This window comes from Arsenicicoccus sp. UBA7492 (assembly GCF_002479615.1).
In the GTDB taxonomy this organism is placed as follows: Bacteria; Actinomycetota; Actinomycetes; order Actinomycetales; family Dermatophilaceae; genus Arsenicicoccus; species Arsenicicoccus bolidensis.
This window is the reverse complement of record NZ_DLOE01000036.1, coordinates 107,195-133,747: the sequence shown is the minus strand read 5'-3', so window position 1 is coordinate 133,747 and position 26,553 is coordinate 107,195. Positions and strand designations below refer to the sequence as shown.

The 26,553-nt window shown below is 72.0% G+C and carries 26 protein-coding genes and 1 riboswitch; of the genes, 9 read left to right on the top strand and 17 right to left on the bottom strand.

The window, feature by feature from the left end:
- Window positions 1-148: 148 nt before the first annotated feature.
- From B4E97_RS10510 to B4E97_RS10475, 8 genes are all read right to left on the bottom strand, one after another.
- Window positions 149-814 carry a DUF305 domain-containing protein gene (locus B4E97_RS10510; protein WP_286959806.1) on the bottom strand — a complete coding sequence of 222 codons (666 nt, stop codon included), beginning with the start codon at window positions 812-814 and terminating at the stop codon, window positions 149-151.
- Between the two features lie 344 nt (window positions 815-1,158).
- Window positions 1,159-2,331, bottom strand: a complete 1,173-nt coding sequence (gene metB, locus B4E97_RS10505; RefSeq protein ID WP_286959805.1) for a cystathionine gamma-synthase — start codon at window positions 2,329-2,331, stop codon at window positions 1,159-1,161.
- An 81-nt stretch (window positions 2,332-2,412) separates the two neighbouring features.
- Window positions 2,413-2,533: riboswitch (SAM riboswitch) on the bottom strand.
- Between the two features lie 77 nt (window positions 2,534-2,610).
- Complete coding sequence (locus B4E97_RS10500) at window positions 2,611-3,336, bottom strand: GAF and ANTAR domain-containing protein (protein ID WP_286959804.1); 726 nt, start codon at window positions 3,334-3,336, stop codon at window positions 2,611-2,613.
- Between the two features lie 61 nt (window positions 3,337-3,397).
- On the bottom strand, window positions 3,398-3,835 hold the full coding sequence (locus B4E97_RS10495; RefSeq protein ID WP_019286713.1) for a DUF6918 family protein: 438 nt from the start codon (window positions 3,833-3,835) through the stop codon (window positions 3,398-3,400).
- A 102-nt stretch (window positions 3,836-3,937) separates the two neighbouring features.
- Complete coding sequence (locus B4E97_RS10490) at window positions 3,938-4,546, bottom strand: hypothetical protein (RefSeq protein WP_286959803.1); 609 nt, start codon at window positions 4,544-4,546, stop codon at window positions 3,938-3,940.
- Between the two features lie 55 nt (window positions 4,547-4,601).
- Entirely contained in the window at window positions 4,602-5,333 is a 732-nt protein-coding gene (locus tag B4E97_RS10485) for a class I SAM-dependent methyltransferase (protein WP_239264486.1), read from the bottom strand.
- Between the two features lie 17 nt (window positions 5,334-5,350).
- Window positions 5,351-6,622: an FUSC family protein gene (locus tag B4E97_RS10480; protein WP_239264484.1), complete on the bottom strand. Its 1,272-nt coding sequence runs from the start codon at window positions 6,620-6,622 to the stop codon at window positions 5,351-5,353.
- Between the two features lie 91 nt (window positions 6,623-6,713).
- The gene (locus B4E97_RS10475; protein ID WP_019286717.1) at window positions 6,714-6,929 is read right to left on the bottom strand and encodes a hypothetical protein; all 216 of its coding nucleotides are present in this window, start codon (window positions 6,927-6,929) and stop codon (window positions 6,714-6,716) included.
- 187 nt (window positions 6,930-7,116) lie between these two features.
- Here B4E97_RS10475 and B4E97_RS10470 point away from each other — a divergent pair, with 187 nt between their 5' ends.
- The gene (locus tag B4E97_RS10470) at window positions 7,117-7,656 is read left to right on the top strand and encodes an SRPBCC domain-containing protein (protein WP_051274050.1); all 540 of its coding nucleotides are present in this window, start codon (window positions 7,117-7,119) and stop codon (window positions 7,654-7,656) included.
- 31 nt (window positions 7,657-7,687) lie between these two features.
- Here the strand turns inward: B4E97_RS10470 and B4E97_RS10465 are convergent, their stop codons facing one another.
- Window positions 7,688-8,059: a hypothetical protein gene (locus B4E97_RS10465; RefSeq protein WP_019286719.1), complete on the bottom strand. Its 372-nt coding sequence runs from the start codon at window positions 8,057-8,059 to the stop codon at window positions 7,688-7,690.
- Window positions 8,060-8,235: 176 nt separating this feature from the next.
- On the opposite strand from B4E97_RS10465, the gene B4E97_RS10460 reads away from it, so the two are divergent.
- Window positions 8,236-10,155, top strand: a complete 1,920-nt coding sequence (locus tag B4E97_RS10460) for an amino acid transporter (protein ID WP_414632795.1) — start codon at window positions 8,236-8,238, stop codon at window positions 10,153-10,155.
- A 4-nt stretch (window positions 10,156-10,159) separates the two neighbouring features.
- Here B4E97_RS10460 and pflA read toward each other — a convergent pair whose 3' ends face one another.
- From pflA to B4E97_RS10430, 6 genes are all read right to left on the bottom strand, one after another.
- Entirely contained in the window at window positions 10,160-11,062 is a 903-nt protein-coding gene (gene pflA / locus B4E97_RS10455; RefSeq protein WP_414632793.1) for a pyruvate formate-lyase-activating protein, read from the bottom strand.
- Window positions 11,025-11,276: an autonomous glycyl radical cofactor GrcA2 gene (gene grcA2, locus B4E97_RS10450; RefSeq protein WP_019286722.1), complete on the bottom strand. Its 252-nt coding sequence runs from the start codon at window positions 11,274-11,276 to the stop codon at window positions 11,025-11,027. Before grcA2 ends, pflA begins: the two co-directional genes overlap by 38 nt.
- A gap of 109 nt (window positions 11,277-11,385) precedes the next feature.
- The gene (locus B4E97_RS10445; protein WP_029211157.1) at window positions 11,386-13,500 is read right to left on the bottom strand and encodes a pyruvate formate lyase family protein; all 2,115 of its coding nucleotides are present in this window, start codon (window positions 13,498-13,500) and stop codon (window positions 11,386-11,388) included.
- A gap of 250 nt (window positions 13,501-13,750) precedes the next feature.
- Window positions 13,751-15,775 carry an ABC transporter ATP-binding protein gene (locus B4E97_RS10440; RefSeq protein WP_286959801.1) on the bottom strand — a complete coding sequence of 675 codons (2,025 nt, stop codon included), beginning with the start codon at window positions 15,773-15,775 and terminating at the stop codon, window positions 13,751-13,753.
- Entirely contained in the window at window positions 15,772-17,640 is a 1,869-nt protein-coding gene (locus tag B4E97_RS10435; protein WP_286959800.1) for an ABC transporter transmembrane domain-containing protein, read from the bottom strand. The genes B4E97_RS10440 and B4E97_RS10435 overlap by 4 nt, the downstream gene beginning before the upstream one ends.
- 43 nt (window positions 17,641-17,683) lie before the next feature.
- On the bottom strand, window positions 17,684-18,493 hold the full coding sequence (locus B4E97_RS10430; RefSeq protein ID WP_239264475.1) for a PIG-L deacetylase family protein: 810 nt from the start codon (window positions 18,491-18,493) through the stop codon (window positions 17,684-17,686).
- A 59-nt stretch (window positions 18,494-18,552) separates the two neighbouring features.
- Here B4E97_RS10430 and B4E97_RS10425 point away from each other — a divergent pair, with 59 nt between their 5' ends.
- Both B4E97_RS10425 and B4E97_RS10420 read left to right on the top strand, forming a co-directional pair.
- The gene (locus B4E97_RS10425) at window positions 18,553-19,401 is read left to right on the top strand and encodes an aldo/keto reductase (RefSeq protein ID WP_286959798.1); all 849 of its coding nucleotides are present in this window, start codon (window positions 18,553-18,555) and stop codon (window positions 19,399-19,401) included.
- A 99-nt stretch (window positions 19,402-19,500) separates the two neighbouring features.
- Entirely contained in the window at window positions 19,501-19,989 is a 489-nt protein-coding gene (locus B4E97_RS10420; RefSeq protein ID WP_286959797.1) for a glutathione peroxidase, read from the top strand.
- A gap of 86 nt (window positions 19,990-20,075) precedes the next feature.
- On the opposite strand, the gene B4E97_RS10415 is transcribed toward B4E97_RS10420, so the two are convergent.
- A complete protein-coding gene (locus B4E97_RS10415; protein WP_029211151.1) occupies window positions 20,076-20,621 on the bottom strand; it encodes a YceI family protein in 546 nt (181 codons plus the stop codon).
- A 103-nt stretch (window positions 20,622-20,724) separates the two neighbouring features.
- Window positions 20,725-21,195, bottom strand: a complete 471-nt coding sequence (locus B4E97_RS10410) for a DUF6328 family protein (RefSeq protein ID WP_019286732.1) — start codon at window positions 21,193-21,195, stop codon at window positions 20,725-20,727.
- A 49-nt stretch (window positions 21,196-21,244) separates the two neighbouring features.
- Here B4E97_RS10410 and B4E97_RS10405 point away from each other — a divergent pair, with 49 nt between their 5' ends.
- The 5 genes from B4E97_RS10405 to B4E97_RS10385 all read left to right on the top strand — a co-directional run bounded on the left by B4E97_RS10405 (window position 21,245) and on the right by B4E97_RS10385 (window position 26,373).
- Window positions 21,245-22,093, top strand: a complete 849-nt coding sequence (locus B4E97_RS10405; RefSeq protein ID WP_286959791.1) for an alpha/beta fold hydrolase — start codon at window positions 21,245-21,247, stop codon at window positions 22,091-22,093.
- Window positions 22,094-22,167: 74 nt separating this feature from the next.
- Entirely contained in the window at window positions 22,168-23,760 is a 1,593-nt protein-coding gene (locus B4E97_RS10400; RefSeq protein WP_414632792.1) for an SDR family NAD(P)-dependent oxidoreductase, read from the top strand.
- A 57-nt stretch (window positions 23,761-23,817) separates the two neighbouring features.
- Window positions 23,818-24,258: a VOC family protein gene (locus tag B4E97_RS10395; protein ID WP_286959789.1), complete on the top strand. Its 441-nt coding sequence runs from the start codon at window positions 23,818-23,820 to the stop codon at window positions 24,256-24,258.
- Entirely contained in the window at window positions 24,255-24,887 is a 633-nt protein-coding gene (locus tag B4E97_RS10390) for a helix-turn-helix domain-containing protein (protein WP_286959788.1), read from the top strand. The genes B4E97_RS10395 and B4E97_RS10390 overlap by 4 nt, the downstream gene beginning before the upstream one ends.
- A gap of 196 nt (window positions 24,888-25,083) precedes the next feature.
- Window positions 25,084-26,373, top strand: a complete 1,290-nt coding sequence (locus B4E97_RS10385) for a citrate synthase (protein ID WP_029211148.1) — start codon at window positions 25,084-25,086, stop codon at window positions 26,371-26,373.
- The last annotated feature ends 180 nt before the right edge of the window (window positions 26,374-26,553 follow it).

Sequence of the window (26,553 nt, the reverse complement as noted above, 5' to 3'; positions counted from 1 at the left end):
AGGCAGCCGCTCGACCAGGCAGGAGAGGTTGGCGCAGGTGCAGCCGTTCAGTCGAGACGGCCTCGACGCACCGTGACCACCAACGGGGCCACACGGGTGATCGCTGGCATTCGACACGCACGAGCGTCGCCGAGCCCCGTCACCGGGATCAGGGGGTCGGCATCGCCTGCATCTCGGCGATCTCCTTGCGCTGGCCCGTGATGATGGCCTGCGCGAGCTTCTTGACCGCGGGGTCCTGCGTGGTCGAGAGGACGTCCTCGGCCATGATCACCGCGCCCTCGTGGTGGCCGATCATGGCCTTGACCCAGGCTGCGTCGAAGGCCGGGCCCTGCATCCCCGACAGCGCCTTGAGGTCGCCCTCGCTGACCATGCCCTCCATGGGCATCGCGTGGTCGCCCGCCGAGACCGGGGCTCCCCAGCCCTTGAGCATGGCTGTCATCTGGTCGATCTCGGGCTGCTGGGCCGCCTGGATCCGTCGGGCGAGGTCCTGCACCGTGGCCGACGCACCGTGACCGGCGAGAGCCATCTCCGACAGGTCGAGCGCCTGGGCGTGGTGCGGGATCATCATCTGCGCAAACATCACGTCGCCCGCCCGGCCCTGCATCGGCGTCGCCCCGGAGGTGGCGCCCGTCGATGCGGGGGCGCTCGAGCTGCCCGAGGCCGACGAGCTTGAGCCGTGACCGGCGTGGGCGTCGCCGGCTGCCGTGCTGGTGGTGGCGGTCGTGCTCGTCGCGCCGCCCTCGCTCGACCCGCAGGCGGCGAGCAGGCAGCCGAGGGCAGCGACGACGGCGACGGATGCGGTGGGGCGACGCATGGGGGCTCCTGACGTTCAAGGTGCTGGGGCAGATCTGCTTGTCTCCCAGCCTAGGTCGTCGGTCCCCGCCTGTGCCGGGCGCCCTGGCCGCATGTCGCCCGCCCGCTCGCACGCCGCGCCGGCGCACGGCGCGGCCCGGCGACCACGCGGGTCGCCGGGCCACGGCATACGGGCTCCGTCAGGCGCTGATGGACTCGCTCAGGCCGCCGGACCAACCCAGGCGGATATGCCTACCTCAGGTAGGTCCATCAGCCTGGCGAACGAAGGCCGGTCGATGCCTCTACCGGCGGCCGAGTCATCAGCCTGGCGAACGAAGGCCGGTCGATGCCTCTACCGGCGGTAGGTCAGGAGGTGGCGAGGGCGCGGTCCAGGCCGGCGCGCACGTCCGCCACCAGGTCCTCGGTCGCCTCGATGCCGATCGACAGGCGCAGCAGCTGGTCGCCGATGCCGGCCACCTCGCGCGCCTCCGGCGTCATCGACGCGTGCGTCATCGTCGAGGGGTGCACGACCAGCGACTCGACGCCGCCGAGCGACTCGGCCAGCGAGAAGCACTGCAGCCCGTCGAGGAAGGCCCGCACCTGCGCCTCTCCGCCGGCGAGCTCCAGCGACACGATCGCGCCATACCCGTCCTGCTGCGAGGTCGCGAGCTCGTGGCCGGGGTGCGACGCCAGGCCGGGATAGAGCGCGCGCGACACGGCGGGGTGCTCGGCGATCAGCTCGGCGACGGCGCGGGCGTTCTCCTCGTGGGCCTTCATGCGGGTGTGCAGCGTGCGCAGGCCGCGCAGGGTCAGATAGCTGTCGAAGGGGCTGCCGGTCAGGCCGAGGACGTTGGCCCACCAGGCCAGCTGCTCGTGCAGCTCCTCGGTCGCCCCGACGACGGCGCCGCCGACGACGTCGGAGTGGCCGTTGACGTACTTGGTGGTGGAGTGCAGCACGACGTCGCAGCCCAGCTCGATCGGGCGGCACAGCAGCGGGGACAGGAAGGTGTTGTCCGCGACCACCGTCGCGCCGACCTCGTGCGCGGCCGACGCCACGGCGCGGACGTCGGTGATGCGCAGCAGCGGGTTGGACGGGGTCTCGATCCACACGACCGTCGGGGCCTTGTCGGCGCGCAGAGCCGCCTCGACCTGCGCCGGGTCGGTGTAGTCCACGGTCACGACCTCGAACGCACCCTTGCGCGACAGCGAGTCGAACAGCCGCCAGGTCCCGCCGTAGCAGTCGTGCGGGATGACGACGGTCTGGCCGGGCGACAGCAGCGCGGACACGACGACGGTGATCGCGCCCATGCCGGTGGTGGTGACGACGCCCCCGGCACCGCCCTCGAGCGTGGCGAGCGCGTCGCCGAGCAGGTCACGCGTGGGGTTGCCGCTGCGCGTGTAGTCGTAGCGGCGAGGGGTCCCGAGCTCCTCGAACGTGTAGTTGCTCGAGAGGTAGATCGGGGGGACGACCGCGCCGTGGGCCGGGTCGGTCTCGAGTCCGGTGCGGATCGCGCGGGTGAGGCGGGAGAGCTCGGTCATGGTGTCGCCTTTCGCAGTCTGAGCGGGCCCAGTCCTGCGGTCGACCATGAGGGAGCGGTATGCCGGACGCGCCGGCGTATCGACCCATCTGCCGGTGGGCCGCGAGGCCCCCGCAGGACTTGGCACCTGACCCTCGGGGTGTCCCCCTCGGGCGGTTGCCCCGGCGTCGTCGGGCCTGTCCCTCAGCCGGTCGTGATGGATGTGCCTGCACCCTAGACCGCCCGCCACGAGGTGGACAGGCGGTGTCCAGCACTCGGGCGTTCGCCGACCGGCGGCCTGCTACGGCTGGGGGTGCTTGTTGGCGACGTACTGCACGCGCTGCCCCTGCACGACCTCCTCGGCCAGCGTGGCCAGCTTGATGTTGAGGTCCTGGCTGGTCTTGCGCAGCAGCTCGAAGGCCTCGTCGTCGTCGACCTTGTGGGCGGCCATGAGCAGACCGACCGCCTTGCCGATCTCGCGCGAGGTGCCGAGGGCCCGCTCGAGGTTGGCGCTGTCGTTCTGCGCCCGCACCGTCATGACGGCGACGGAGGCGAACGACGCCAGGACGGCCGCCTGGTCCACCGAGGTCGTCGTGAACGCGTCGGCGGTGTCGGAGAACAGGTTGAGCGCCCCGACCTTCTCACCGTCGAGCAGGATGCGATAGCCGATGAGGCCGCGCACGGTGGTCTCGGCGACCACGCGGCGGGCCAGCTCGGGCCACTGCGAGCCGTCCACGAGGTTGGGGTCGTGCTGGAAGGACTCCTCCACGATCGCGTCGACGCACGGCCCGTCGTCGACGGCCAGCTCCAGGTCGTCCACGGCGAGGGCGACGTCGTCGGTCGCGGCGGCGCTGTAGAACCGCCCGGCCCGGTCGACCAGCATCATCGAGGCGTGGTCGCAGCCGTCGACGAGCTCGACGGCCGCGGCGACGACGGTCTGGTAGACGGCCTGCGCCTCGGGGCGGCCGTGGATCAGGGTGTTGAGCCGGGCGAAGACCTCGGTGGGCTCCACGCTGCTGCCGGGCATGGAGCCTCCAAGCGGTGATGACGCGACGTTGACCAGGAGTCTAACGACGCGTCACCGGCTGTCATGACGCGAGGGTCTCGATCGCCGTCCCCAGCCGCGGCAGCGCCTCGACGACGTGCTGCTTGGCCTTGGGGCGGACGCCGTTGTAGATCGTGGCGATCGCGGCGTGCCGCGGGTTGGCGGCGCGGGTGTCGCTGACCGACAGCAGGGCGTCGGCGGCCTGGTCCCCGTGGGAGGTCAGGTAGGCGCCGAAGGTCTGGTCGCCGCGGGCGTCCCACAGCGGCTGCAGCGACGCGGCGGCGTCCGGCAGCATGCCGTTGACCGCACGCCGGACGACGCCGTCGTTGACCTTCTTGACCGCGCCGTAGGCCGTCTTGATGATCGCGCCGCCGACGCCGCGCTTGCCCGCCACCTCGGCGTCGATGACGCCCACGAGGGTGTCGACGACGGTGTCACGACGGGAGGGTGCGAGCAGGGTCTCGGTCAGGGAGGTGGGCATCGTGGAGCCTTCCGGTCGGGAGGGTGGGCGACGGCGGGAGAGGCCGTATGCCGGGGGCCGCCCGCACGACAGGTCGCCGCGAGCGCCCGGCCGACGCCCACCCTAGGTCGGGGCGACGGTCGGCGCGACCCGCACGGCCCACCGCAGCAGCGGGCCGCAGTCGGGCCAGGACGACAGGGGCCCGGACGGCACCACCCGGCCGTCGAGCACCCGCCCGTCGGTGGGGTCGAGGCGCGCGTGCAGGTGGGCGATGGGGCGCAGGGCCAGCGGCTCGCTGAGCTCCATCATCATGGTGCGGTCGGTCCGGCCGCTCAGGTGGACGAACCGGTCCAGGTCGGTGAGCCAGCCCGGCACCGGGTCCTCGCGCAGCCGCAGCTCTCGTCGCACCCGCGCCTGCAGGATCTCGTCGCCGAGCAGGCGGGCCAGGATCGCGAGCGCGGTGGTGGTGACGACGTTCTCGTGCTCGACCAGGGCGGACACCAGCCAGCGCGAGTCGAGCTCGGGTCCGTCGCGCTCGACCTCGTCGAGCAGCGCGGAGACCTCGAGCAGCACGTCCAGGTGGGTGCCGGCGCGGACGACCTCGCCCAGGCGAGCCACGACCGGGGGCACCGCGGCGCCGGGCAGCTCGCGACCCACCGGGTGCCCGCGCCGCGACCGCTCCCGCGCACGGCGCTCCCGACGGCGGCGCTCGTCGTCGGAGGGAGGGGACATGGATCCGACGCTAGCGACCACGTCGCCGTTTCGCCTCCCGAGACGCCCGGTCCCGTCAGGCGACCACTCCGTCGACGTAGGTCATCGCGCCGCGCTGCACGACGCGCGGGTCGGTCAGCGGCACGGACCGCACCACCTCGGCCGGCGTCCGGGGCGGCGCGAGCTCGCCGGCGCGGTGCATGGCGTCGAGCAGCAGATCGCTGCCCGGGCGCCCCCGCGTGAGGCTGGACAGGTAGAGGGTGCCGCCCGGCCGGACCCAGCCCGCCAGCCGCGTGACCAGCGCCTCCGCGTCGGGGACGAGGTGCACGACGCCGAGGCACGCAACGGTGTCGGCCGCGCGATCGCGCAGCGGCAGGGCGTCAAGGTCGGACTGCACCAGCACCACCTCGCCGCGTCGGGCCAGCCGTTCCTCGGCCCGCAGCAGCACCGCCAACGAGCGGTCGACGAGCAGGAGCGGCCGCCGGGACCGGGCGTACAGGTCGGCGGTGAGGGCCAGTCCCCCGCAGGCGACGTCCACCAACGGTCCGCGACGCGACGCGAGGGCGGAGCGGGCGAAGGAGCGCTGGTCCACCGGGTCCAGGCCCCAGGCGGTGCGGAGGTACCCGCGCGAGGCCGCGAGGGCGTCATACCCCTCGGCACCGCGATCGCGGGGTGCCGAACGAGCGCTGAGCCCGGGGGTGGTCGACCACACCCGACCGGTCACCCGGTGCAGCGCGTCCGGGCGGTCGAGCAGGTCGGCGCACCAGCCGGGCAGCGGGGACTCCGGGCGTTCGAAAGGCGTGGGCATGGGACCTCCTCTGATGATCACGGGTGACGCTGGTTGCGCCAGTCTGGCAGGGCGTCGCGCAGCAGGGGCGCGATCGGGACCGCCACCCGGGCCGTCGACTCCCAGTGCTGGCGCTCCCGGCGGCGCACGTCGACCGCGAGGAGGTTGAGGACCTGCTGGACGGCCGCGAGCGTGGACCCCCGCAGCATCCACTGCCCCGTCTCGGAGTGCGGGTCCACCAGCATGAGCTCGGTGAGCACCGCGCGGGTCTCGCCCAGCGTCTCGAGGGTCTGCTCGAGCTGCTCCTCGACGTCGCCGATCTCGGCGCCCGCCTCCGAGGCCACCAGGTCGCCGAAGGCCCGCAGGCAGTCGGCCACGTCGGACAGGACGACGCTGAACGCGACGCGCACCTCCTCGCTGTAGCCGTCGTCCTCGCCGTCGGGCGGCGCGCTCTCGACCATGAGCAGGAGCAGGCTCCGGACCGCGAGCTGGCACTGCTCGAGCCGGTCCAGGCCGGTGCGCAGCGGTGGCTCGGCGCTCACCGACGCGAGGGCCCGTGGGTTGAGGCGGCGGGCGTCCTTGACCTGCTGGACGAGCGTGGTCGCCCGGGCCACCCGGGTGCTCAGGCCACGGACCTCGTCCAGCCACTGCTCGCAGTCCTGGCGCACGAGCGGGGTCGTCGCGAGGCTGTCCGCCACGCGGTCCACCGCCTCGGCCAGCTCCAGCGCCACCCAGCGCACCGACGAGGTGGCAGCGCGCGTGGGGATCGTCGGGGGAAAGAACAGGTTGATGCCGACCCCGACGAAGGCGCCGATGAAGGTCGTGATCACCCGCGTCTCGACGGCGAGCTCCTGCCCGCCCGCCGAGAGGATGAGCATCGCGGAGATCGGTGTCTCCAGGGCCTGGTCGCCGAGGCGGAAGACCTTGGCGAGGGTCAGCGACGAGCCGATCGCGATGGCGAGGGACCACCAGGTCAGCCCCACCATGCTCGACACGGTGACGGCGACGAGCACGCCCGTCAGCACCGCCCCCACCCGGACCGCCCCCATGCGCACCGACGACAGCGTCGAGGCCTGGCAGACGAGGATGGCGGTCAGGGCGCCGGTCAGGTCGATGGCGCCGTCGGTGAGGGCGACCGTGAGCAGGTAGGCCAGCACCCCGGCGACCGTGAGGCGACCGACCTGCATGACGGTCGGGCGCAGCCGGCGCGGCACGTCGCGCCAGCGGGTGGGGCCGCCGGGCCAGACCCGCGACCAGGCCGTGGCGGCCACGTGGCGCGGGCTCCGCGCGCGCACACCGGGCGACGTCATACGGCCAGGTTGTCACGACAACCCGGCCGTATGACGGACGAGGAGCCGCCCACGGCGTCGGCGTCGGTGTCGGCGTCCGCAGCGGGCTCGGCTAGAGCGCGGAGATCTCGCTGACGATCGCGTCGAGCCGCGACTGCGGGATCTTGCCGGAGGCCATCTTCATGGCCTTCTCGGCCTTCATGCCCTTGGCCATCCCGATCATCGGGTGCGACGTCAGCCCGGGGGCGTGCTTGTCGAAGATCTCGACGGCCTGGGGGTCCTTGAGCAGGTCCCCGATGGTCGTCGTGCTGATGTCGTACTTGCCCATGACGTGCCTTCCTTACCGATCGGTAGAGGTGCTGGCACCAGTGTGCCCGGCCCCGGGTGGTGCCCAGGACCTTCGTGGTCCATCCCACACGGATGGTCCACGGCGCGCACGCGCGGGCACGGTGCACCACTCGACTCGCCGGACGGCACAATGGGTCCAGACCCGCACGAGCCACGAGGAGCCCCCGGTGAACGATCTGCTGACCAGCTATGTCGAGTCCCGCACCGTCGACGCGACGTTCGCGACCACGCAGGGCGAAGCCGTGCTGACCATGGTGCACGAGCTCCCCAGCACCCCCGAGGAGACCTGGGCCCTCATCACCGACCCCGGGCTCGCCGCCACCTGGTCCCCCGTCGTCGGCGACCGCCCCCTCGACACCGTCGGTGCGGCCACCTCCCGCGAGAACGCCGACGACGAGCCCGTCGACGCCGAGGTGCTGATCGCCGAGCCGACGCGTGAGCTGGTGCACCGCTGGGGCAGCGACGAGCTGCGGTGGAGCATCGCCCCGCACGACAAGGGCTCGCGGCTCACCCTGCGCCAGGTGCTCGAGGACCCCACCCAGGCCAGCTCCCTCGCCGCGGGGTGGCACCTGTGCCTGTCCGGCCTCGAGGCCCGGGCCGCCGGCCACGACGTGACCCGCCCCGTGGGTGCCGAGGCGGCCCGCCGCTACGGCTGGGAGCAGCTGCGCGACGGCTACGACGTGCTGTTCGCCCAGCAGCAGCACTGACCCGCGGCGCCCCGACCAGCACCGACCTCGGTCAGATCCGGAAGTCCTGCTCGATCTTGGTGAGCCGGAAGCGCGCCAGCGCCAGGTTGGCGCGCGCCCGGTCCAGGACGAGGTAGAGGAACAGTCCCTGCCCCTCGCGGCTCGAGACGGGCCGGATGATGTGGTACTGCCGGCCGAGGGTGATCAGGATGTCCTCGATCTCGTCGTCCAGGCCCAGCGCCTCCATCGTACGCAGCTTGGCCTGCACCACCGAGCTGTTGCCGGCCGCCGCGACGTGCAGGTCCACCGCGGGCGGGTCGCCGCCGGTCGCGAGCGTCATACCGCTGCTCTGGTCCACCAGGGCCGCCCCCAGCGCACCCTCGATGCCGAGGCAGTCGGCCATCGCCTGGGCGTAGTCGGTCATGGGGTCGTCTCCTGCGGGGGTTGCGACGAGGGGAGCGCGCAGCGGGGGAAGCGCTCGTCGTGACCCTAGTGAAGCACTCCGCCTCTCGGGTGGCACCCAGGTGACGATGCGTGACCTTCCCGGTCCAGCCCCTACCCTGGTCGCTCGTGACCATCACGAGGGCGCGCAGCCCGTTCATGCGCTGGTTCCTCGACGCCGAGGAGGCCGACCCGGGCGGCTTCTACGAGCGCGAGGAGGAGGCTCTCCGGCAGGACGACGTCCACCCCTGGTGGAAGGTCATGTGCCTGACCGGTGTCGACTACTTCTCCACGCTCGGCTACCAGCCGGGCATCGCGGCGCTGGCCGCCGGCGCCCTGGCGCCGATCGCCACGCTCGTGCTGGTGGTCATCACCCTCTTCGGCGCCCTCCCGATGTACCGCCGGGTCGCCGTCGAGAGCCCGCACGGCGACGGCTCCCTGTCGATGCTGCAGAAGCTCCTCACCTACTGGCCGAGCAAGCTGCTGGTGCTGACGCTGCTCGGCTTCGTCATGACCGGGTTCATCATCACGATCACCCTGTCCGCGGCCGACGCGAGCGCCCACCTCGTCGAGAACCCCCTGCTGCACGCCACCCTGGACGGCCACGAGGTCCTGCTCACGCTGACGCTGCTGCTGGGGCTCGGGGCGGTGTTCCTCAAGGGCTTCTCCGAGGCCATCGGCGTCGCCGTCGTGCTCGTGATCGTCTACCTGTCGCTCAGCGCCGTCGTCGTGGTCGACGGCCTCATGGCCATCGTCGCCAACCCGTCGCTGATCAGCGACTGGGGTGCCGCGATGACGGCGAGCCACTCGGCGCCGTTCGGGATCATCGCGGCGGCACTCCTGGTCTTTCCCGCCCTGGCGCTCGGCCTGTCCGGCTTCGAGACCGGCGTGGTGGTCATGCCCCTCATCCAGGGCGACCCGGGCGACACCCGCGCCAAGCCGCGCGGCCGCATCCGCAACGCCAAGAAGCTCCTGACCACGGCCGCCTGCATCATGAGCGTCGCGCTGCTCGGGTCGTCCTTCGTCACCACCCTGCTGATCCCGCCGGCCGCGTTCAGGCTCGGCGGGGAGGCCAACGGGCGGGCTCTGGCCTACCTGGCGCACGAGCGGCTCGGGGACACCTTCGGGACGGTGTACGACGTGACCACGGTCGGCATCCTGTGGTTCGCCGGGGCCTCGGCGCTCGCGGGGCTGCTCAACATCGTCCCCCGCTACCTGCCGCGCTACGGCATGGCCCCGGACTGGGCGCGCTCGACCCGCCCACTGGTCTGCGTCTTCGTCCTCATCGCCGCGATCGTCACCGTGCTGTTCGAGGCCAAGGTCGACGCCCAGGCCGCGGCCTACGCCACCGGGGTGCTGGCGCTGATGACCTCCGCGGCCGTGGCGGTGTTCCTCACCGAGCTGCGCCGCAGGCACCGGCGGACCTCGATATTCTTCGGCGTGGTCAGCGCGATCTTCGTCTACACCTTCGTCGTGACGATGGCCTCGCACGCGGGCGGTCTGGTCATCGCCCTGGTCTTCGTCGCGCTGATCATGATCATCAGCCTGTGGTCGCGGGTGACCCGCAGCCGTGAGCTGCGCGTGGCCGGCGTCGAGATCGACGACGCGGCCGACGTCGTCCTCGCCCGGGCCGCGCTCGGCCGCCAGCCGATCCGCTTCATCGCCAACAAGATGCAGGCCGGCGACCTCGACGAGTACGACGAGAAGGAGCGCATCGTCCGCGAGCGCAACCACATCTCGCCGAAGGACCAGATCGTCTTCCTCGAGGTGCGCATCAACGACGCCAGCGACTTCACCTCGCCCGTGCAGGTCACGGCCGGACGCGCCGGCACCCACCAGATCCTGCGCTGCTCCGGCACCTCGGTCTCCAACGTGCTCGCGGCCTTCCTGCTCTACGTCCGCGACCTCATGCCCGAGCCGCCGCACGCATACTTCGAGTGGAGCGAGCGAGACCCGATGGACAACGTCCTGCGCTTCCTGTCCGGCGGCGAGGGCGACATCCCGCCGCTGACGCACGAGATCCTGCGCATCGCCGAGCCGGACCCGGCCAAGCGGCCCCGCGTGCACGTCGGGGGCTGACGGGTCAGTAGGTCTGCAGCCCGCGCGCCCGGAACTGCTCGCGCACCCGCTCCACCAGCTCCGGCGGCGCCGGGGGCGTGTCCGCGAGGGGGTAGTCCACGCCGAGGGTCTCCCACTTGTCCCGCCCCATCTGGTGGAACGGCAGGACCTCGACGCGAGTGACCGTCGACAGCCCGGCCACGTGGTCGGCGACGGCGGCGACGTTGTCCGGCGCGTCGGTCAGGCCGGGCACGCAGACGAAGCGGACCCAGGTCTCGACGCCGTGCTCGGCCAGGCGGCGCGAGAAGCGCAGCGTCGGCTCGAGCTCGCGGCCGGTGACCTCGCGATAGGTGTCCGGCAGCCCGGACTTGATGTCGAGGAGCACCAGGTCGAGGTCGTCGAGCATCGCGTCGGTGGCGTTGGCCCCGAGATAGCCCGAGGTGTCCACGCACGTGTGGATCCCCAGCTCCTTGGCCGCGCGGAGCAGCCGACCCGTGAACGCCGGCTGCAGGAGCGGCTCGCCCCCGGAGATGGTGAGGCCGCCGTGGGTGGCGCGGAAGACGCCGCGGTAGCGCCGCAGCCGTGCGACGAGGTCGGCCAGCAGCACCGGCTCGCCCTTGGCGGAGTAGAAGGTGTCGGGGTTGTGGCAGAACTGGCAGCGCAGGGGGCAGCCCGCGAGGAAGACGGTCAGGCGGGTGCCGGGCCCGTCGACCCCCGTCACCAGCTCCCAGGAGTGCAGCGAGCCGAGCTCACCGGCGCGCACCGCCTCGAGGTGCTCGTGGTGCGACATCTCCCCCGCCGACGCGATGCCCGCGGTGCCGCGGCCGGTCGCCCTCAGCCGGGGGACGACCGGGAGGTATGCCAGACCGCCCGGGCCCGCGCCGGGCACCTCAGGCGTCGTGGTGGAAGGTGCGGGAGAGGACGTCACGCTGCTGGTCCTTGGTGAGCTTGACGAAGTTCACGGCGTAGCCGGAGACACGGACGGTGAGGTTCGGGTACTTCTCGGGGTGCTCCATGGCGTCCTCGAGCGTGCCGCGGTCGAGCACGTTGATGTTGGCGTGGAAGAGGCCGGGCGTGGTGCCACGCTCGGCGCGCGCGGCGGTCATCTCGGCGACGCGCTCGGCATAGGTCCTGGTCGACATGGGGGTCTCCGTCCTGCTGATGGGTGCGGTGGGTGCGGTGGTCGTGGTCTGTGACGGTGCTCTGGGCGGGTGGTCTGTGCGAGTGGTCCGTGCAGGTGCTCCGGCAGGGTCAGCAGCCGGGCACGAAGCCGGCGTCGAGGATCCCGACCAGGTTGCCGACCTGCTCGTCCTTGGTGCGCCCGAGGCCGGCCGGCGTGATCGTGTTGGTGAGGGAGATGCCGTCGAGGGCGTCCTCGTAGTCGAGCTTGCCGACGGACAGCATCGAGGCGAGCATGCCGTGGCTGTCCATGCCGTTCTCGGGGTTGGCGCCCGGGGCGAACGGCGTGCCGGCCTCGTGACCCGACGGGAACGCGCCGGTGTTGCGGCCGTAGACGACGTTGGACGTGATCGTCAGCACCGACTGGGTGGGGATCGCGTCGCGATAGAGCGGGATCTCCTTGATCTTGGCCATCACCGTGTGGACCACGGCCGCCGCGATCTCGTCGGCCCGGTCGTCGTCGTTGCCGTAGACGGGGAAGTCGCCCTCGGTGACGTAGTCCACGACCAGGCCGGTCTCGTCACGCACCGGGGTGACGGTGGCGTAGCGGATGGCGGCCAGGGAGTCGGCGACGATGGACAGCCCGGCGATGCCGCAGCCCATCGTCCGCACGATCTCGGAGTCGTGCAGCGCCATCTCCATCGCCTCGTAGGCGTAGCGGTCGTGGCAGTAGTGGATGATGTTGAGGGCCTCGACATACGTCCCGACGACCCAGTCGAGCATCTCCTCGTAGCGCTGCCACACGTCGTCGAAGTCGAGCGGCCCGTCGCCCCGGACCGGCTCGTGGCCCTCGACGACCTGCTTGCCGGACATCTCGTCGCGGCCCCCGTTGATGGCATAGAGCAGGGCCTTGGCGGCGTTGACCCGCGCCCCGAAGAACTGCATCTGCTTGCCGATCCGCATCGGGGACACGCAGCACGCGATCGCGGCGTCGTCGCCCCAGTGACCGCGGATCTGCTCGTCGGCCTCGTACTGCAGCGACGAGGTCTCGATCGAGATCGCCGCGCAGAAGTCCTTGTAGCCCTCGGGCAGCGAGGGGTCCCAGAAGATCGTGATGTTGGGCTCCGGCGCCGGGCCGAGGTTGCGCAGCGTCTGCAGCAGCCGGAAGGACGTCTTGGTGACCAGCGTGCGCCCGTCCTCGCCGAGGCCGGCGTCCGACCAGGTGGCCCAGTAGGGGTCGCCGGAGAAGATCTGGTCGTAGTCGATGGTCCGCAGGAAGCGCACGATCCGCAGCTTGATGACGAGCGCATCGATGATCTCCTGGGCGCCCTCCTCGGTGAGGGTGCCGGCGGCCAGGTCACGCTCGACGTAGACGTCGATGAAGCCCGAGAGCCGGCCGATGCTCATGGCCGCACCGTCCTGGGACTTCACCGAGGCGAGGTAGCCGAAGTAGGTCCACTGCACCGCCTCCTGCGCGGTGCGGGCCGGACGCGACAGGTCGAAGCCATAGCTCTCACCCATCCGCCGGAGCTTCGTGAGGGCCTTGATCTGCTCGGCGTGCTCCTCGCGGTAGCGCGCCCAGTGCTCGCTGAACGGCTGGTCCGCGACCGCGTCGCGGTCCCGCTCCTTGGCCGCGATCAGCGCGTCCACGCCGTAGAGCGCGACCCGGCGGTAGTCACCGATGATGCGACCGCGGCCGTAGGAGTCCGGCAGCCCCGTGATGATGTGCGCCGAGCGCGCGGCGCGGATGCGGGGGGTGTAGATGTCGAAGACCGCCTCGTTGTGCGTCTTGCGGTGCTTCGTGAAGATCTCCTTGACCCGCGGGTCGGGCTCCTTGCCGGCCTCGGTGATCGCGGTCTCGACCATCCGCCAGCCGCCGGCCGGCATCATCGCGCGCTTGAGCGGCACGTCGGTCTGCAGGCCGACCACGACGTCGTCCTGCTCGCAGATGTAGCCCGCCGGGAAGGCGTCGACGTCGGCCGGGACGTGCGTCTCGACGTCGTAGACGCGACGGGCCCGCTCCACCGAGAGGTAGTCGCGCTCCAGGGTGTCCCAGGTCGCGAGCGTCTTGGCCGTGGGGCCGGCCAGGAAGGACGCGTCACCCTCGTAGGGGGTGTAGTTGCGCTGGACGAAGTCACGGACGTCGATCTGCTGCTGCCACGGGCCGGGGGCGAACCCCTCCCACTCCGGCGCTGCGGCGGCGTCGGCCACCGGGACGGTGCGGGTCGGGGCGGACGTGACGGTCATGGGGGCCTTCCTCGACGGCGATGCCCGCGCCCGGACGGGGCGCGGGCATCGATGCCTGCTATGTGGTACGACCAATCTACGGACCGGACACCGGGCCACACGCGGGACCCCCACCCCTCTCGACGGGCATCCACCATCCGAGACGGACCGTCCGGTCGCCTGAGTGACCCGGCGGTGAGCGTCGCGGGCCCGGTCGAGATAGCCCGGTCGAGGGAGCCCGGTCGAGGGGGTGCCACCGTAACGGCGACCGTCAGGAGGTCCAGGCGCGCCAGAGCGCGGCGTACTCGCCGTCCTGGGCCATGAGCTCGTCGTGGGAGCCGAGCTCGGCGACCCGCCCGTCGATGACGACCGCGATCCGGTCGGCGTCGTGAGCGGTGTGCAGGCGGTGCGCGATCGCGACGACGGTGCGGCCGGTGAGCAGGGCGTTCATCGAGCCCTCGAGGTGGCGGGCCGTGCGCGGGTCGATCAGGGAGGTCGCCTCGTCGAGGACCAGCGTGTGCGGGTCGGCGAGGATGAGCCGGGCCAGCGCGATCTGCTGGGCCTGGCCCGGGGTGAGCGGGGCGCCGCCCGAGCCGAGCTGCGCGTCGAGTCCCTGCGGGAGCGCCTCGACCCACTCCCACGCGTCGACCGCCCGCAGCGCCTCGACGACCTGCTCGTCGGTGGATCCCTCGCGGGCGAGGACGACGTTGTCGCGGACCGATCCCATGAAGACGTGGTGCTCCTGGGTCACCAGGGCGACCTCGGTGCGCAGCACGTCCAGGGGCAGGCGGGTCAGCTCGACGCCGCCGACGGTGACCGACCCCGTGCGCGGGGCGTGGATGCCGGACAGCATGCGCCCGAGCGTCGACTTGCCGGATCCGCTGGGCCCCACGATGGCGAGACGCTCGCCGGTCAGCAGCGTCACGTCGATGCCGTGCAGGACGTCGTGGCCCTCGCGGTAGGCGTAGCGCAGGTCGCGGCCCTCGAGGGTGCGCCCGTGCGGCAGGTCCGGGCCGGCCTCGCGGTCGGGCTGGACGGTGGCGATGCCGAGCAGGCGGGTGGTGGACGCCATGCCCACCTGGACCCGGTCGACCGTGTGCACGAGCAGGTCGAAGGGCCCCCACACGGCCTCGATGTAGAGCATGGCCGCCGTGATCTGACCGAGCGTCGCCCACCCCTGGGCGTAGCCGACCGCCCCGAGCGCCAGCGTCAGCGCCCGCGGGAGGCTGAACGCGACGTCCATGACGATGAACAGCAGGTTGCGCAGGGTCAGGGTGTAGCGCTCGGCCTGCGCGGACTCCTCGATGTCGCGGACACCCCGGGCTCGCCGGCTCTCGGCCAGGCGCAGCGCCTCGACGGTGCGCGCGCCCTCGACGGTCTCGGTGAGGGTCGTGTTGATCTGGGAGTAGGTGCCCGACTCGGTGAGGTAGCCCGAGGGTGCCCGCCGCAGGTAGCGGCGGATCTGGATCATGGCGAGCGCGGACAGCACGTAGGTCGGCAGGGCCAGCCAAAACGAGTTGGCCCCCATGGCGACGAGGGTGAGCAGCACGGTGACGCCCGAGATGATCGCCTCGGGCAGGGCCCAGCGGACGCTCTCGCTCATGGTGCCGACGTCGCGGGTCACGCGGGTGACCAGGTCGCCGGTGCTGGCCTGCTCGACGCGGGACAGCGGCAGGCGCAGGATCGCGCGGATGACGTGCTCGCGGGCCTGGGCCAGGATGCCCTGGCCCATGACGGCCGAGGACAGCTTGGCGACGTAGGTGAACAGGGCCTGCAGCACCACCACGGACCCGACGAGGATCGCGATGGTGGTGGCGGCGTCCAGCGCCTCGGTGGTGGCCCCGCGCTGGACCCGGCCGACGGTGTCGTCGACGAGCCCGCCGAGCAGCCGCGGCACCATGAGCCCGGCGACGGCGGCCAGTGCGTTGGCCAGGACGACGACCACGACGAGGGTGCGGCGCTGCCACAGCAGGGACCCGAGGAAGGTGCGCACCGCGGACTCGGACGCGACCGGCAGGCCGCGGCGTGGCCCCATGGCCTCGGCGACGAACGACCGCGCCCGCTGCTCGCGCAGGCGGTGACGCTCGCGCAGGGCCCGCACACGCTCCACCGGACCCGCCTGGCCCGGGGGCAGCAGGCGAGGGTCGAGGCCCCGGTCCGGTCCATCGAGGCGGTCGGGGACGGCGCCGGCATCGCCCGTGGCACCGGCACCGGCAGCAAGCCCGGTCGCCGGTCGTGCATCCCGCCAGGTGTCGGCCGAGCTACGCGCGATCTCGGGGGCCAGCAGGTCGGTCATCGGTCGTCCTCCCCTCGCACGACGACGGAGCGGTATGCCGTGTCGCCCGCCAGCAGCTCGTCGTGACGCCCCTGCGCGACGACCCGCCCGTCGACGAGCAGGGCGATCTCGTCGGCGTGGTGGAGCAGGAGCGGGGAGGCCGTCATCACCACGGTGGTGCGCCCGGCGCGGTGCCGGGCGAGGCGCCCGGCGATGCGGGCCTCGGTGTGGGCGTCGACGGCAGAGGTCGGCTCGACGAGGACCAGCACCTCGGGGTCCGCGGCGAGCGCGCGGGCCAGGACGAGACGCTGCCGCTGCCCGCCGGACAGGCCGCGCCCCCGCTCGTCGAGGATGCCCTGCCAGCCGCCGGGCAGGGCGTCGTAGACGTCCTCGGCGGCGGCGCTGTGCAGCGCCTCCTCGGCCTGCTCGCGGGACAGCCGGCCGAGCGGGTCGACGGCCTCCTGCAGCGTGCCGGCGAAGACCTGGGAGGCGGTGTCGCTGACGAGGATCCGCTCACGGACGGTCGCGAGCGCGACGTCGCCGAGGTCGACCCCGCCGTAGGTGACGCCCCACGCCTCGGCGGCGCGCTCCCGGTCGGCGAGCACCAGCGCCTGACGGGCCTGCTCGCGACGGCGGCGCTCGTCACGGGCGGCGCGGCCCTTGAGGTCCTCGGGCAGGTCGGCGCTCACGACCGCGGAGGGGTCACCCGGGAGGTAGCGGCCGAGCCGGTCGGCCACGGCGGCGCTGTCGTCGGGGACCGCGGACACGACCATCGTCAGGACACCGGGACGCACGACCAGTCCGCTCCCGTGGTCCACCAACGGCGCGGGCCCGACGGGCAGCACGGAACCAGCCTGCGCGGCGGGCTGCCACGGCGGCTCCTGCTCGAGGACCGCCTTGGCCTTGCGGGCGGAGACGACCGAGCGCGTCCACTTCTGGGCGAACTCGAAGAACGTGCGCATGGGCTGCATGAGGAACAGGCCGTAGCCGAGGAAGGTCACGAGCTCCCCCACCGTGAGCTCGCCGACGGCGACCTGTCGCACGCCCAGCCACATCAGCGCCACCAGGAAGGCACCCGACAGCAGCACGCCGGCCGCGTCGACCGCGGCCTGCCACGCGCCGGCCCGCACGCCGGCGCCGCGCACGAGCTGGGACTGGCGGGCGTAGCCGTCGCCGAAGGTCGCCTCGCCGCCGATGCCGCGCAGGATGCGCAGGCCCGCGACGATGTCGGTGGCGCGGGAGGTCAGGTCGGAGTTGCGGGAGCGCTCGATGCCCTGCCAGTGCTCCATCGGCCGCAGCAGGGGCAGCGCCACCAGCACGAGGATCGGGGCGACGAGCAGGACCAGCAGGCCGAGCCGCACGGACATGGACAGCACGATCGCGGCGACGGCGAGGTAGGCGAGCAGCTGGGACAGCGCGCGCGTCGTGACCTCGACGAGGGCGCCGAACTGGTCGCCGTCGCTGGACGAGACCGACAGCACCTCGCCGGTCGGGGTGCGTCGCGGCAGGACGTGGCCCAGCTGCAGCGCCTTGTTGGTGACCAGGCGCGTCGTGCCGTAGAGGGCGACCAGCCACTCCGCGACGATCACCGAGTGGTAGGCGATGCCGCTGACCGCGCCCACCACGGTGATCACGAGCAGCCCGACCAGCCAGGTGGTCGTGGCGCCCGTGTCCCGGGCGACGATGCCGTCGTCGATGGCCCGTCCCAGCATCCACGGCCCCAGCGTCTGCGGCACCATCCAGATCGTCGCGAGCAGCAGGCCCACCGCGAACAACCGACCCTGCATCCGGATGACCGACCACAGCAGCCTCGCCGGCGTCCGGGTGTCCGGGACGACGGCGGCGGGATCGGCATACGAGCGTATGTCGGGAGGGAAGGCCAGCACCCTCGTCACTGTAGGTGCGGGGTGTGACAGACCCCCACCCGATTTAGCCCTCGCGCGGGGCCTCGTCGAGCCACCAGCCGTCGACCAGGCCAGGCTCGCGCCCCGGCTCGATGAACCACTCCTGCCCGAAGCCGGCGGTGTAGATCTCGATCGGCATCGCGAGGAACATCTCGATGTCGGTCGCCTGGCTGCGGTGGCAGGCCAGCGACGCCCGCTTGGTCTCGATCAGGTCGGACACGTCGACGCGCCAGTGGATCTCGGCCTCGGGCGTCCCGAAGGGGTTGCCGTCGTCCATCGGCGCGTCCGGGTCCCAGTCCATCGGCAGGCCCGCGTCCTTCGCCGCCTGGAACTGCCGCCGCATGTGGTCGCGGTTCATCGTGGACTCGAGCAGCCGGGGGCGTCGCTGCGCCAGCTCGGCCGCGCGGTGCGCGACCTGGTGCACCCGCACGTGGTCCGGGTGGCCGTAGCCCCCGTGCCAGTCGTAGGCGACGAGCACGTCGGCGTCCTCCTCGTCGAGGATCGAGGCCAGGCGGCCCGCCGCCTCGTCCAGGTCCGCGGAGGCGAACGCGTCAGCCGCGGAGTTCTGCTCCCACCCGCTCATGCCGGAGTCCGCGTAGCCGAGCCACGCCACCCGCGCGGTGCCCGTGACCTGCGCGGACGCCTCCGCCTCACGCCGGCGGTAGGCGACGACGGTGTCCCCCTCGGCCAGGTCCTGGGGCACCTCGCCGTGGTCGCCGTTGGTGCCGTAGACGACGACCACCCGGTGCCCCTGGGCCGAGGCCCGGGCCATGGATCCGGAGGTCTGGGATGCCTCGTCGTCGGGGTGGGCATGCAGGAAAACGACGGTCGCCATACGGTCAGTGTGGCAGGACCGCCGACGACCAGGTGCACGCGAGCGACGGAGGAGCAGGTATGACGACCGACATCCCGACCCACACCCTCAACGACGGCACGGTGCTGCCGCAGATCGGCTTCGGCACCTATCCGCTGCGGGGCGTCGAGGGGGTCGAGGCGATCACCAGCGCGCTGCAGACCGGCTACCGGCTGATCGACAGCGCCGTCAGCTACGAGAACGAGCACGAGGTCGGCGAGGCGCTCGTCCGCTCCGAGATCCCGCGGTCCGAGGTCCTGCTCACCACCAAGATCCCCGGTCGCTTCCACGAGCACCAGCTGGCCGTGCAGTCGGTCGAGGACTCGCTGCGCCGGCTCGGCACCGACTACCTCGACCTCGTGCTGATCCACTGGCCCAACCCCTCCGTCGACAGGTACGTCGAGGCGTGGCAGGCGCTGGTCGACGTGCAGGAGCGTGGGCTGGTGCGCTCGATCGGGGTCAGCAACTTCACCGAGGCCCACCTCGAGCGGGTCATCGAGCGCACCGGGATCACGCCGGCCGTCAACCAGATCGAGCTCCACCCGGCGTTCCCGCAGGTCGAGATGCGTGCCGTCAACGAGCGCCTGGGGATCCGCACCGAGTCGTGGAGCCCCCTGGGTCGCGCCAAGCAGGACGGCCCGGTCGGCTCGGAGGCGGTCCTGTCGGCGGCCGAGGCGCACGGCGTGGAGCCCGCCCAGGTGGTCCTGCGCTGGCACGTGCAGCTCGGTTCGATCCCGCTGCCCAAGTCGGCGTCCCCGGAGCGGCAGCGCAGCAACCTCGACGTGTTCGGCTTCGAGCTGAGCGAGGACGAGATGGGGGCGATCACGGCGCTGGGCCGGCCCGACGGGCGGCTGTTCGGCGCGGACCCGGACACCCACGAGGAGATGTGACCAGGGGCGCCCCTCGCGCAAACGACGGGTGGGATCGACCACCCATGACGGTGGCGGATCCCACCCGATGATCGACGAACCACGACCAAGGAGCACGTCATGCCGCCCACCCTCCACGACTTCACCGCGACGACCCTGACCGGCGAGGAACGACCGCTCGCGGACTACGCGGGCCAAGCGGTCCTCGTCGTCAACACCGCCAGCAAGTGCGGGCTCACCCCCCAGCTCGAGGGCCTGCAGAAGCTCCACGAGGAGTACGCGGACCAGGGCCTGGCGATCCTCGGGTTCCCCTGCGACCAGTTCGCGCACCAGGAGCCCGGGACCGCCGAGGAGATCGGTGAGTTCTGCACGCGGAACTACGGCGTCGCGTTCCCGATGTTCGACAAGGTCGAGGTCAACGGGTCCGGGGCCCACCCGCTCTGGGCCTGGCTGCGCAGCGAGAAGGGCGGCGTCCTCGGCGGCGCCATCAAGTGGAACTTCACCAAGTTCCTGGTCGACCCGCAGGGCCGCGTCGTCAAGCGCTACGCCCCGACGACGTCGCCCGATGACCTGCGCGCCGACATCGCCCAGGTGCTCCCCGGCGAGTGAGCCAGGGGCCGGATGGGCGCAGACGCGCGAGAGGCGCCGACCCCGTGCGGGGTGGGCGCCTCTCGTCATACGGCCGGCTCGCGAGGTCAGGCCTGCTTGATCGCGGAGACCTCGAGCTCGAGCTGGATCTTGTCGGAGACGAGCACGCCGCCAGTCTCGAGCGCGGCGTTGAAGGTGATGCCGAACTCGCTGCGGACGATGGTCGTGGAGCCCTCGAAGCCGATGCGCTGGTTGCCGTAGGGGTCGGTGGCCGCGCCGTTGAACTCGAAGTCGATGGTGACCGGCTTGGTGACGTCCTTGATGGTCAGGTCGCCGGTGACGCGCAGGGTGTCGGCGTCCGCGGCCTCGACGGCGGTGGAGCGGAAGGTCAGGGTGGGGAACGTCTCGACCTCGAAGAAGTCGCCGGTCTTGAGGTGACCGTCGCGGTCGGCGTTGCGGGTGTCGACGCTGGCGACCTGCGCGGTCAGCTCGATCTGGGCGCCCTGCAGGTCGGGGCCGGTGGTGGCGGTGCCCTCGAACTCGGAGAAGGTGCCGCGCACCTTGGTCACCATCGCGTGGCGGGCGACGAAGCCGAGCTGGCTGTGGGCGGGGTCGATGACGTAGGTGCCGTCGAGCTGCTGGAGCGTGGTCATGAGTTCTCCTCAATAGGTCCTGGTGGCTATTTGTTGAACTTTCAACTACCACCATACGCCGATCATTCCCGAAGTCAAGGAGGTCCGCGCCGGGAGGGGGGGCTCAGACGCGGCGCCGCAGCACCAGCGGCAGGACCAGCCAGAGCCCCACCACCACGGCGCCCAGACCGGCACCAGCGATCCACCCGCCGGTCGACCCCGTCACCACCCACACGATCAGCGCCGCCGCCAGCACCAGCGTGATCGCCAGCGTCACGAACCCCGCCCGCGCCAGCTGGTCGGACACCTCGACGACCTGCTGCTTCACGCCCCGGCGAAAGAGCACGCGGTGGATGATCACCGGCGTCATGAGCAGCACGATCGACACGAGCGCGGCGGCCAGGACGACGAGATAGAGGTTCTCCTGCGCCTCCCCCAGCGTCGAGAACCGTTGCTGGAACGGCAGGGTGATCAAGAAGCCGGCCAGCACCTGGATCCCCGTCTGCGTGACGCGCAGCTCCTGGAGCAGCTCGTTCCAGTTGCGGTCCATCCGCTCCGCGTGCGTCTCGTCGCGTTCCTGGTCGATCGGATCCATCGGGCCTCCAGCTCGTCGTCACCTGCCACCAGAGACATACCGTGGAGGCATGACCGGCACACCCTGGATCACCTCGACGGACGCATCGGGCCTGGCGGTCCACACCTGGGACGGCGACGCCCCGTCCGGATCACCACGCCTGATCCTCCTGCACGGCCTCACCGACAGCGGCCCCGCGTGGGAGGACGCCGCGAGACGGTGGGGGTCGGCATACCAGGTCATCGCCCCGGATGCCCTGGGGCACGGGCGATCTCGACGATTCACCCCCGAGGAGCTCGCCTCTCCCGACCCGATGCAGAGCGCGTATGACGCCCTCCGGGCCCTCGTCGCCCGCCTCGTCGACGAGGACGCGACGCCGGTGCTGGTCGCCGGTCACTCGATGGGTGGAGGCCTGGCCGCAGCGCTGGCCGCGCGGATGCCGGACGCGGTGCTGGCCGCCGTCCTGGAGGACCCGGTGTGGTTCGCCGGCGGGCCGGAGGTGGGGACCCCGCGGTCCCGCAAGGCCGCCCAGGACCGCGTCGCCGAGGCACGTCGTGCCCGCTCGGACCTGGACGCGCTGGTGGCGGAGGGCCGGACCCGCAACCCGAGCTGGCCGCAGTCCGAGCTGCGCCCGTGGGCCCAGGCCAAGGCCGACGGCGACGGCGACTTCCTCGCCGTGGGTCGGGCCGTCCTCGACGAGCCGTGGGAGCAGATCGCCGCGGCCCTGCAGGTGCCCACGCTCGTCGTGACCGGCACCGAGTCGGTGATCATCGACCAGACCGTGCGGGCCGCGATCGAGGAGGTCGGCAACCCCCGCATCGAGGTGGCGGTGATCGACGGGGCCGACCACTGCGTGCGTCGCTCCCGGGGCGATGCCTTCCACGCCGTCGTCGACCCGTGGCTGGCCTCGCACGTCTGACCCGCCGCCGGTAAAGGCATCAGCCTGGCGAACGACGGCCGGTCGATGCCTTCGCCGCCGGTAGGTTTGGGCAGGTGAGCGACGGAGGAGACGGGGCGGCGTCAAACGAGGGGGCGGCGGGCGAGGCGGTCGGCGAGGTGGGCGGTGGGGCGTCATACGGCATCGACCCGGACGACCTGGCGACCACCCTCCGCGTCCTCGCGCAGCTGCCCGGGCTCCCCGCCGGCCACCCCGACATCGAGACCGTCAAGCGCGCGACCAGCACCATGCGCAACCGGATCCGCAAGGCCCGCCGCGCCGACGCGCGTCGCGAGGTCCGCGGGCCGCTGCTCGAGCACGACCGGCAGGTCCTCGCCGCCACCGCCACCGGCAGCCCGCTGCGCATCGACGACGAGACGCGCGGCATCCCTCTGGTCTCCCCCACCCCCGGCGCGGTCGCGGGCGAGCTGCACACACCGCGCGGCTGCTACATCTGCCACGACACCTACACGACCGTCGATGCCTTCTACCACTGGCTGTGCCCGCGCTGCGCCGCCGCCTCCCGCGAGCGTCGTGACCAGCGCACCGACCTGCGTGGTCGCCGGGCGCTCCTCACCGGTGGACGCGCCAAGATCGGCATGTACATCGCCCTCCGCCTCCTCCGCGACGGCGCCGACCTCACGATCACGACGCGCTTCCCGCGGGACGCGGCGCGCAGGTTCGCCGCGCTGGCGGACGCCGACGAGTGGCTCGACCGGCTCACGATCATCGGCATCGACCTGCGCGACCCCACCCAGGTCGTCGGCCTCGCGGACGAGGTCGCGAGCGCCGGCCCGCTGGACATCCTGATCAACAACGCCGCGCAGACCGTCCGCCGCTCCCCCGGCGCCTACTCGCACCTCGTCGACGAGGAGTCGCTCCCGCTGGCCGGCGCCGCGCTGCGGCCGAGGATGGTGACCTTCGAGCGGGTCAGCGAGGCTCACCCCGCGGCCCTGGCCGGGACCTTGCGCACGTATGCCGCCCAGCACCTGCCCGACGGGGCCGGCGCCTCCCCAGAGGCCACCCCCGACGTGCTCGCCGCACGCACGGCCGCCGAGATGACCGGGCTGGCCCTCACCGCGGGCCACGCCTCGCTCGACGCGCACCGCGCCGGCACGGCCGTGGACGCGGGTGGGCTCCTGCCCGACCTGCAGCGCACCAACTCCTGGACGCACACGGTCGGCGAGGTCGACCCGCTGGAGCTGCTCGAGGTGCAGCTGTGCAACGCGACGGCGCCGTTCATCCTGGTCAGCCGGCTGCGCCCGGCGATGCGGGCGGCGGTGGAGGCCGGCGCCCGGCGGGCCTACGTCGTCAACGTGTCGGCGATGGAGGGGCAGTTCTCGCGCCGCTACAAGGGGCCGGGGCACCCGCACACCAACATGGCCAAGGCTGCGCTCACCATGCTCACGCGCACCTCGGCCGGGGAGATGTTCGAGACCGACCGGATCCTGATGACGGCCGTCGACACCGGCTGGATCACCGACGAGCGCCCCCACGACGACAAGCTCCGCATCGCCGCCGAGGGCTGGCACGCCCCGCTCGACCTGGTGGACGGCGCCGCCCGCGTCTACGACCCGATCGTGCGCGGCGAGGCCGGCGAGGACCTGCACGGCGTCTTCCTGAAGGACTACGAGCCGCACCCCTGGTGAGCAGCACTCGCACCGACGGGCACTTGACTGCCCACCGATGTGCAGCATAGTTCCCATATGACGACCTCCGAGAGCACCACCCGTCCCCCCTTCCACCTCGCGATCCCGGTGCACGACATCGAGGCGGCGCGCTCGTTCTACGGCGAGGTCCTCGGGTTCCCCCGGGGCCGGTCGGACGTGCGATGGACCGACTGGAACGTCGAGGGCCACCAGGTGGTCACCCACCAGGTCGACGACCACACCAACGCCGTCGCCGGCACCAACCCCGTGGACGGGCACGACGTGCCGGTCCCGCACTTCGGGCTCGTGCTCTCGGTCGATCGCTTCCAGGAGCTGGCCGACCGACTCACCGCGGTCGGCGCCGACTTCGTCATCGACCCCTACGTGCGCTTCGAGGGCGAGCCGGGTGAGCAGTGGACGATGTTCTTTCTCGACCCGTCGGGAAACGCCCTGGAGTTCAAGGCGTTCCGCGACCTCGACCAGCTCTTCGCGGTGTGAGCGAGACCACCACGCCCGGCGTCGACAAGACCGCGGCCGGGGTCGACGAGACCGGCGCCGGCACCCTGGACGACCAGTTCCTGACGGACGTCGGCACGCGCCTGCGCCGCCTGCGCACCGACCGCGGCTGGACGGTGCAGCACCTGGCCGACCGCGCCGGGATCAGCCGTCGCCTGCTCACCCAGATCGAGCGGGGCCAGGCCAACCCGAGCCTCGTCACCATGACCCGGCTCGCTCGGCAGGTCGGCACCGACTTCCGGGCGCTGCTCGACCAGGACGGCACCGACACCCCCGTCACGGTCGGCGGTCCGGCCGAGCGGCGGCTCGTGTGGTCGACGCCGGCGGGGAGCACCGGTGAGCTGCTGCAGTCGGTGACCGGCGACCGCACCGTCGACCTGTGGCGCTGGCGGCTGGCCACCGGCGACTCCTACCAGGGCCAGCCCGACCCGGCCGGGTCCGCCGAGCTGTTCCACGTCCTCGAGGGCGAGCTCACGCTGAGCGTTGGCGCGGACCGGTGGCGCGTCCCGGCGGGTGGATCGGCGCGGCTGGCGAGCGACCGCCGCTACGCCTACGAGAACCAGGGTTCCGAGCCCGTGACCTTCGTCCGGACGGTCTACCTGTCCCGATAGCCGGCCGTGCCGAGCCGGGCGCGACCCGCGCTCGCCCGGCAGCTCGTGCGGCAGCTCGCGCGTGGTGCGCGTCACAGCCGGTCGTCGCGCCGTGCGTGCCGCCCTCCGCAGCGCCCCGCTCCGCACCTGCACCCGCCTGCGCTGGCTCGTAGAGTGACGGGTGGACATCGCACTCACCGCGAAGAAGGGGTCACGCATGAGCCACACCGCCCGCCTAGAGCTCGACGGCACGTCATACGACCTGCCTGTCGTGGAGGGCACCGAGCACGAGCTCGGCATCGACATCAGCAAGCTCCGCTCCGAGACCGGGTTCATCACCCTGGACGACGGCTACGGCAACACCGGCTCGTGCAAGTCCGCCATCACCTACATCGACGGCGAGCAGGGGATCCTGCGCTACCGCGGCATCCCGATCGAGGAGCTCGCCGAGAAGTCCAGCTTCATCGAGGCCGCCTGGCTCGTGATCTTCGGCAAGCTGCCGACGCAGGCCGACCGCGACCGGTTCGCGGGGATGCTGACCGAGCACTCCATGCTCGACGAGAACATGAAGAAGCACTTCGACGGCTACCCCACCAACGCGCACCCCATGGCGATCCTGTCGGCCATGATCAACACCCTCTCGGCGCACGACCCCGAGGTGTGGGAGGCCGACGACGACGCGGGCATCGAGCGGGCCGCCGCCGTCCTCATGTCCAAGGTCCGCACCATCGCGGCCGCGGCCTACAAGTCCAGCGTGGGCGAGCCGATCGTCTACCCCCGCTACGACCTGCGCTACGGCGAGAACTTCCTGCACATGATGTTCTCCAAGCCCTACAAGGACTACGAGCCGACCCCGGCGGTGTCGCGGGCGCTCAACCTGTTCCTGCTGCTGCACGCCGACCACGAGCAGAACTGCTCCACCTCCACGGTCCGCATGGTCGCGTCCTCCGAGGCCAACATGTTCGCCTCCTGCTCGGCGGGCGTCTGCGCTCTGTGGGGTCCGCTGCACGGTGGCGCCAACGTCGCGGTGATCGACATGCTGCAGCAGATCAAGGACCAGGAGATCCCGGTCTCGGAGTACGTCAAGAAGGTCAAGAACAAGGAAGACGGCGTGAAGCTCATGGGCTTCGGGCACCGCGTCTACCGCAACTTCGACCCCCGCTCCAAGATCCTGCGCGCCGCGGCCGACGACATGCTCAAGGAGCTGCAGATCGAGGACCCGCTGCTCGACATCGCGGGCGAGCTGGCCGACGCGGCCCTGTCCGACGACTACTTCGTGGAGCGCAAGCTCTACCCCAACGTCGACTTCTACAGCGGCATCATCCTGCGCGCGATGGGCCTGCCGACCAACATGTTCACGGTGATGTTCGCGATCGGTCGCATGCCCGGCTGGATCGCCAACTGGAAGGAGATCCACGACGACCCCAAGGGTCGGATCTACCGTCCGCGCCAGATCTACACCGGCCCCACCGACCAGCACTGGATCCCGCGCGACCAGCGCAGCTGACCCCTCACCCGAGCCACGGCGGCCCCCACCTGATCGAGGTGGGGGCCGTCGCGTCGTGGGGCAAAGTCGCGGTCCCGACGCACCTCGCGCACACCAAGGACCCCACCACGAGACAAAATCGCGTTCCGGCCGCACCTCGCGCACACCTGGGCCGCACCCACCAGGCCGTATGACGCCCGC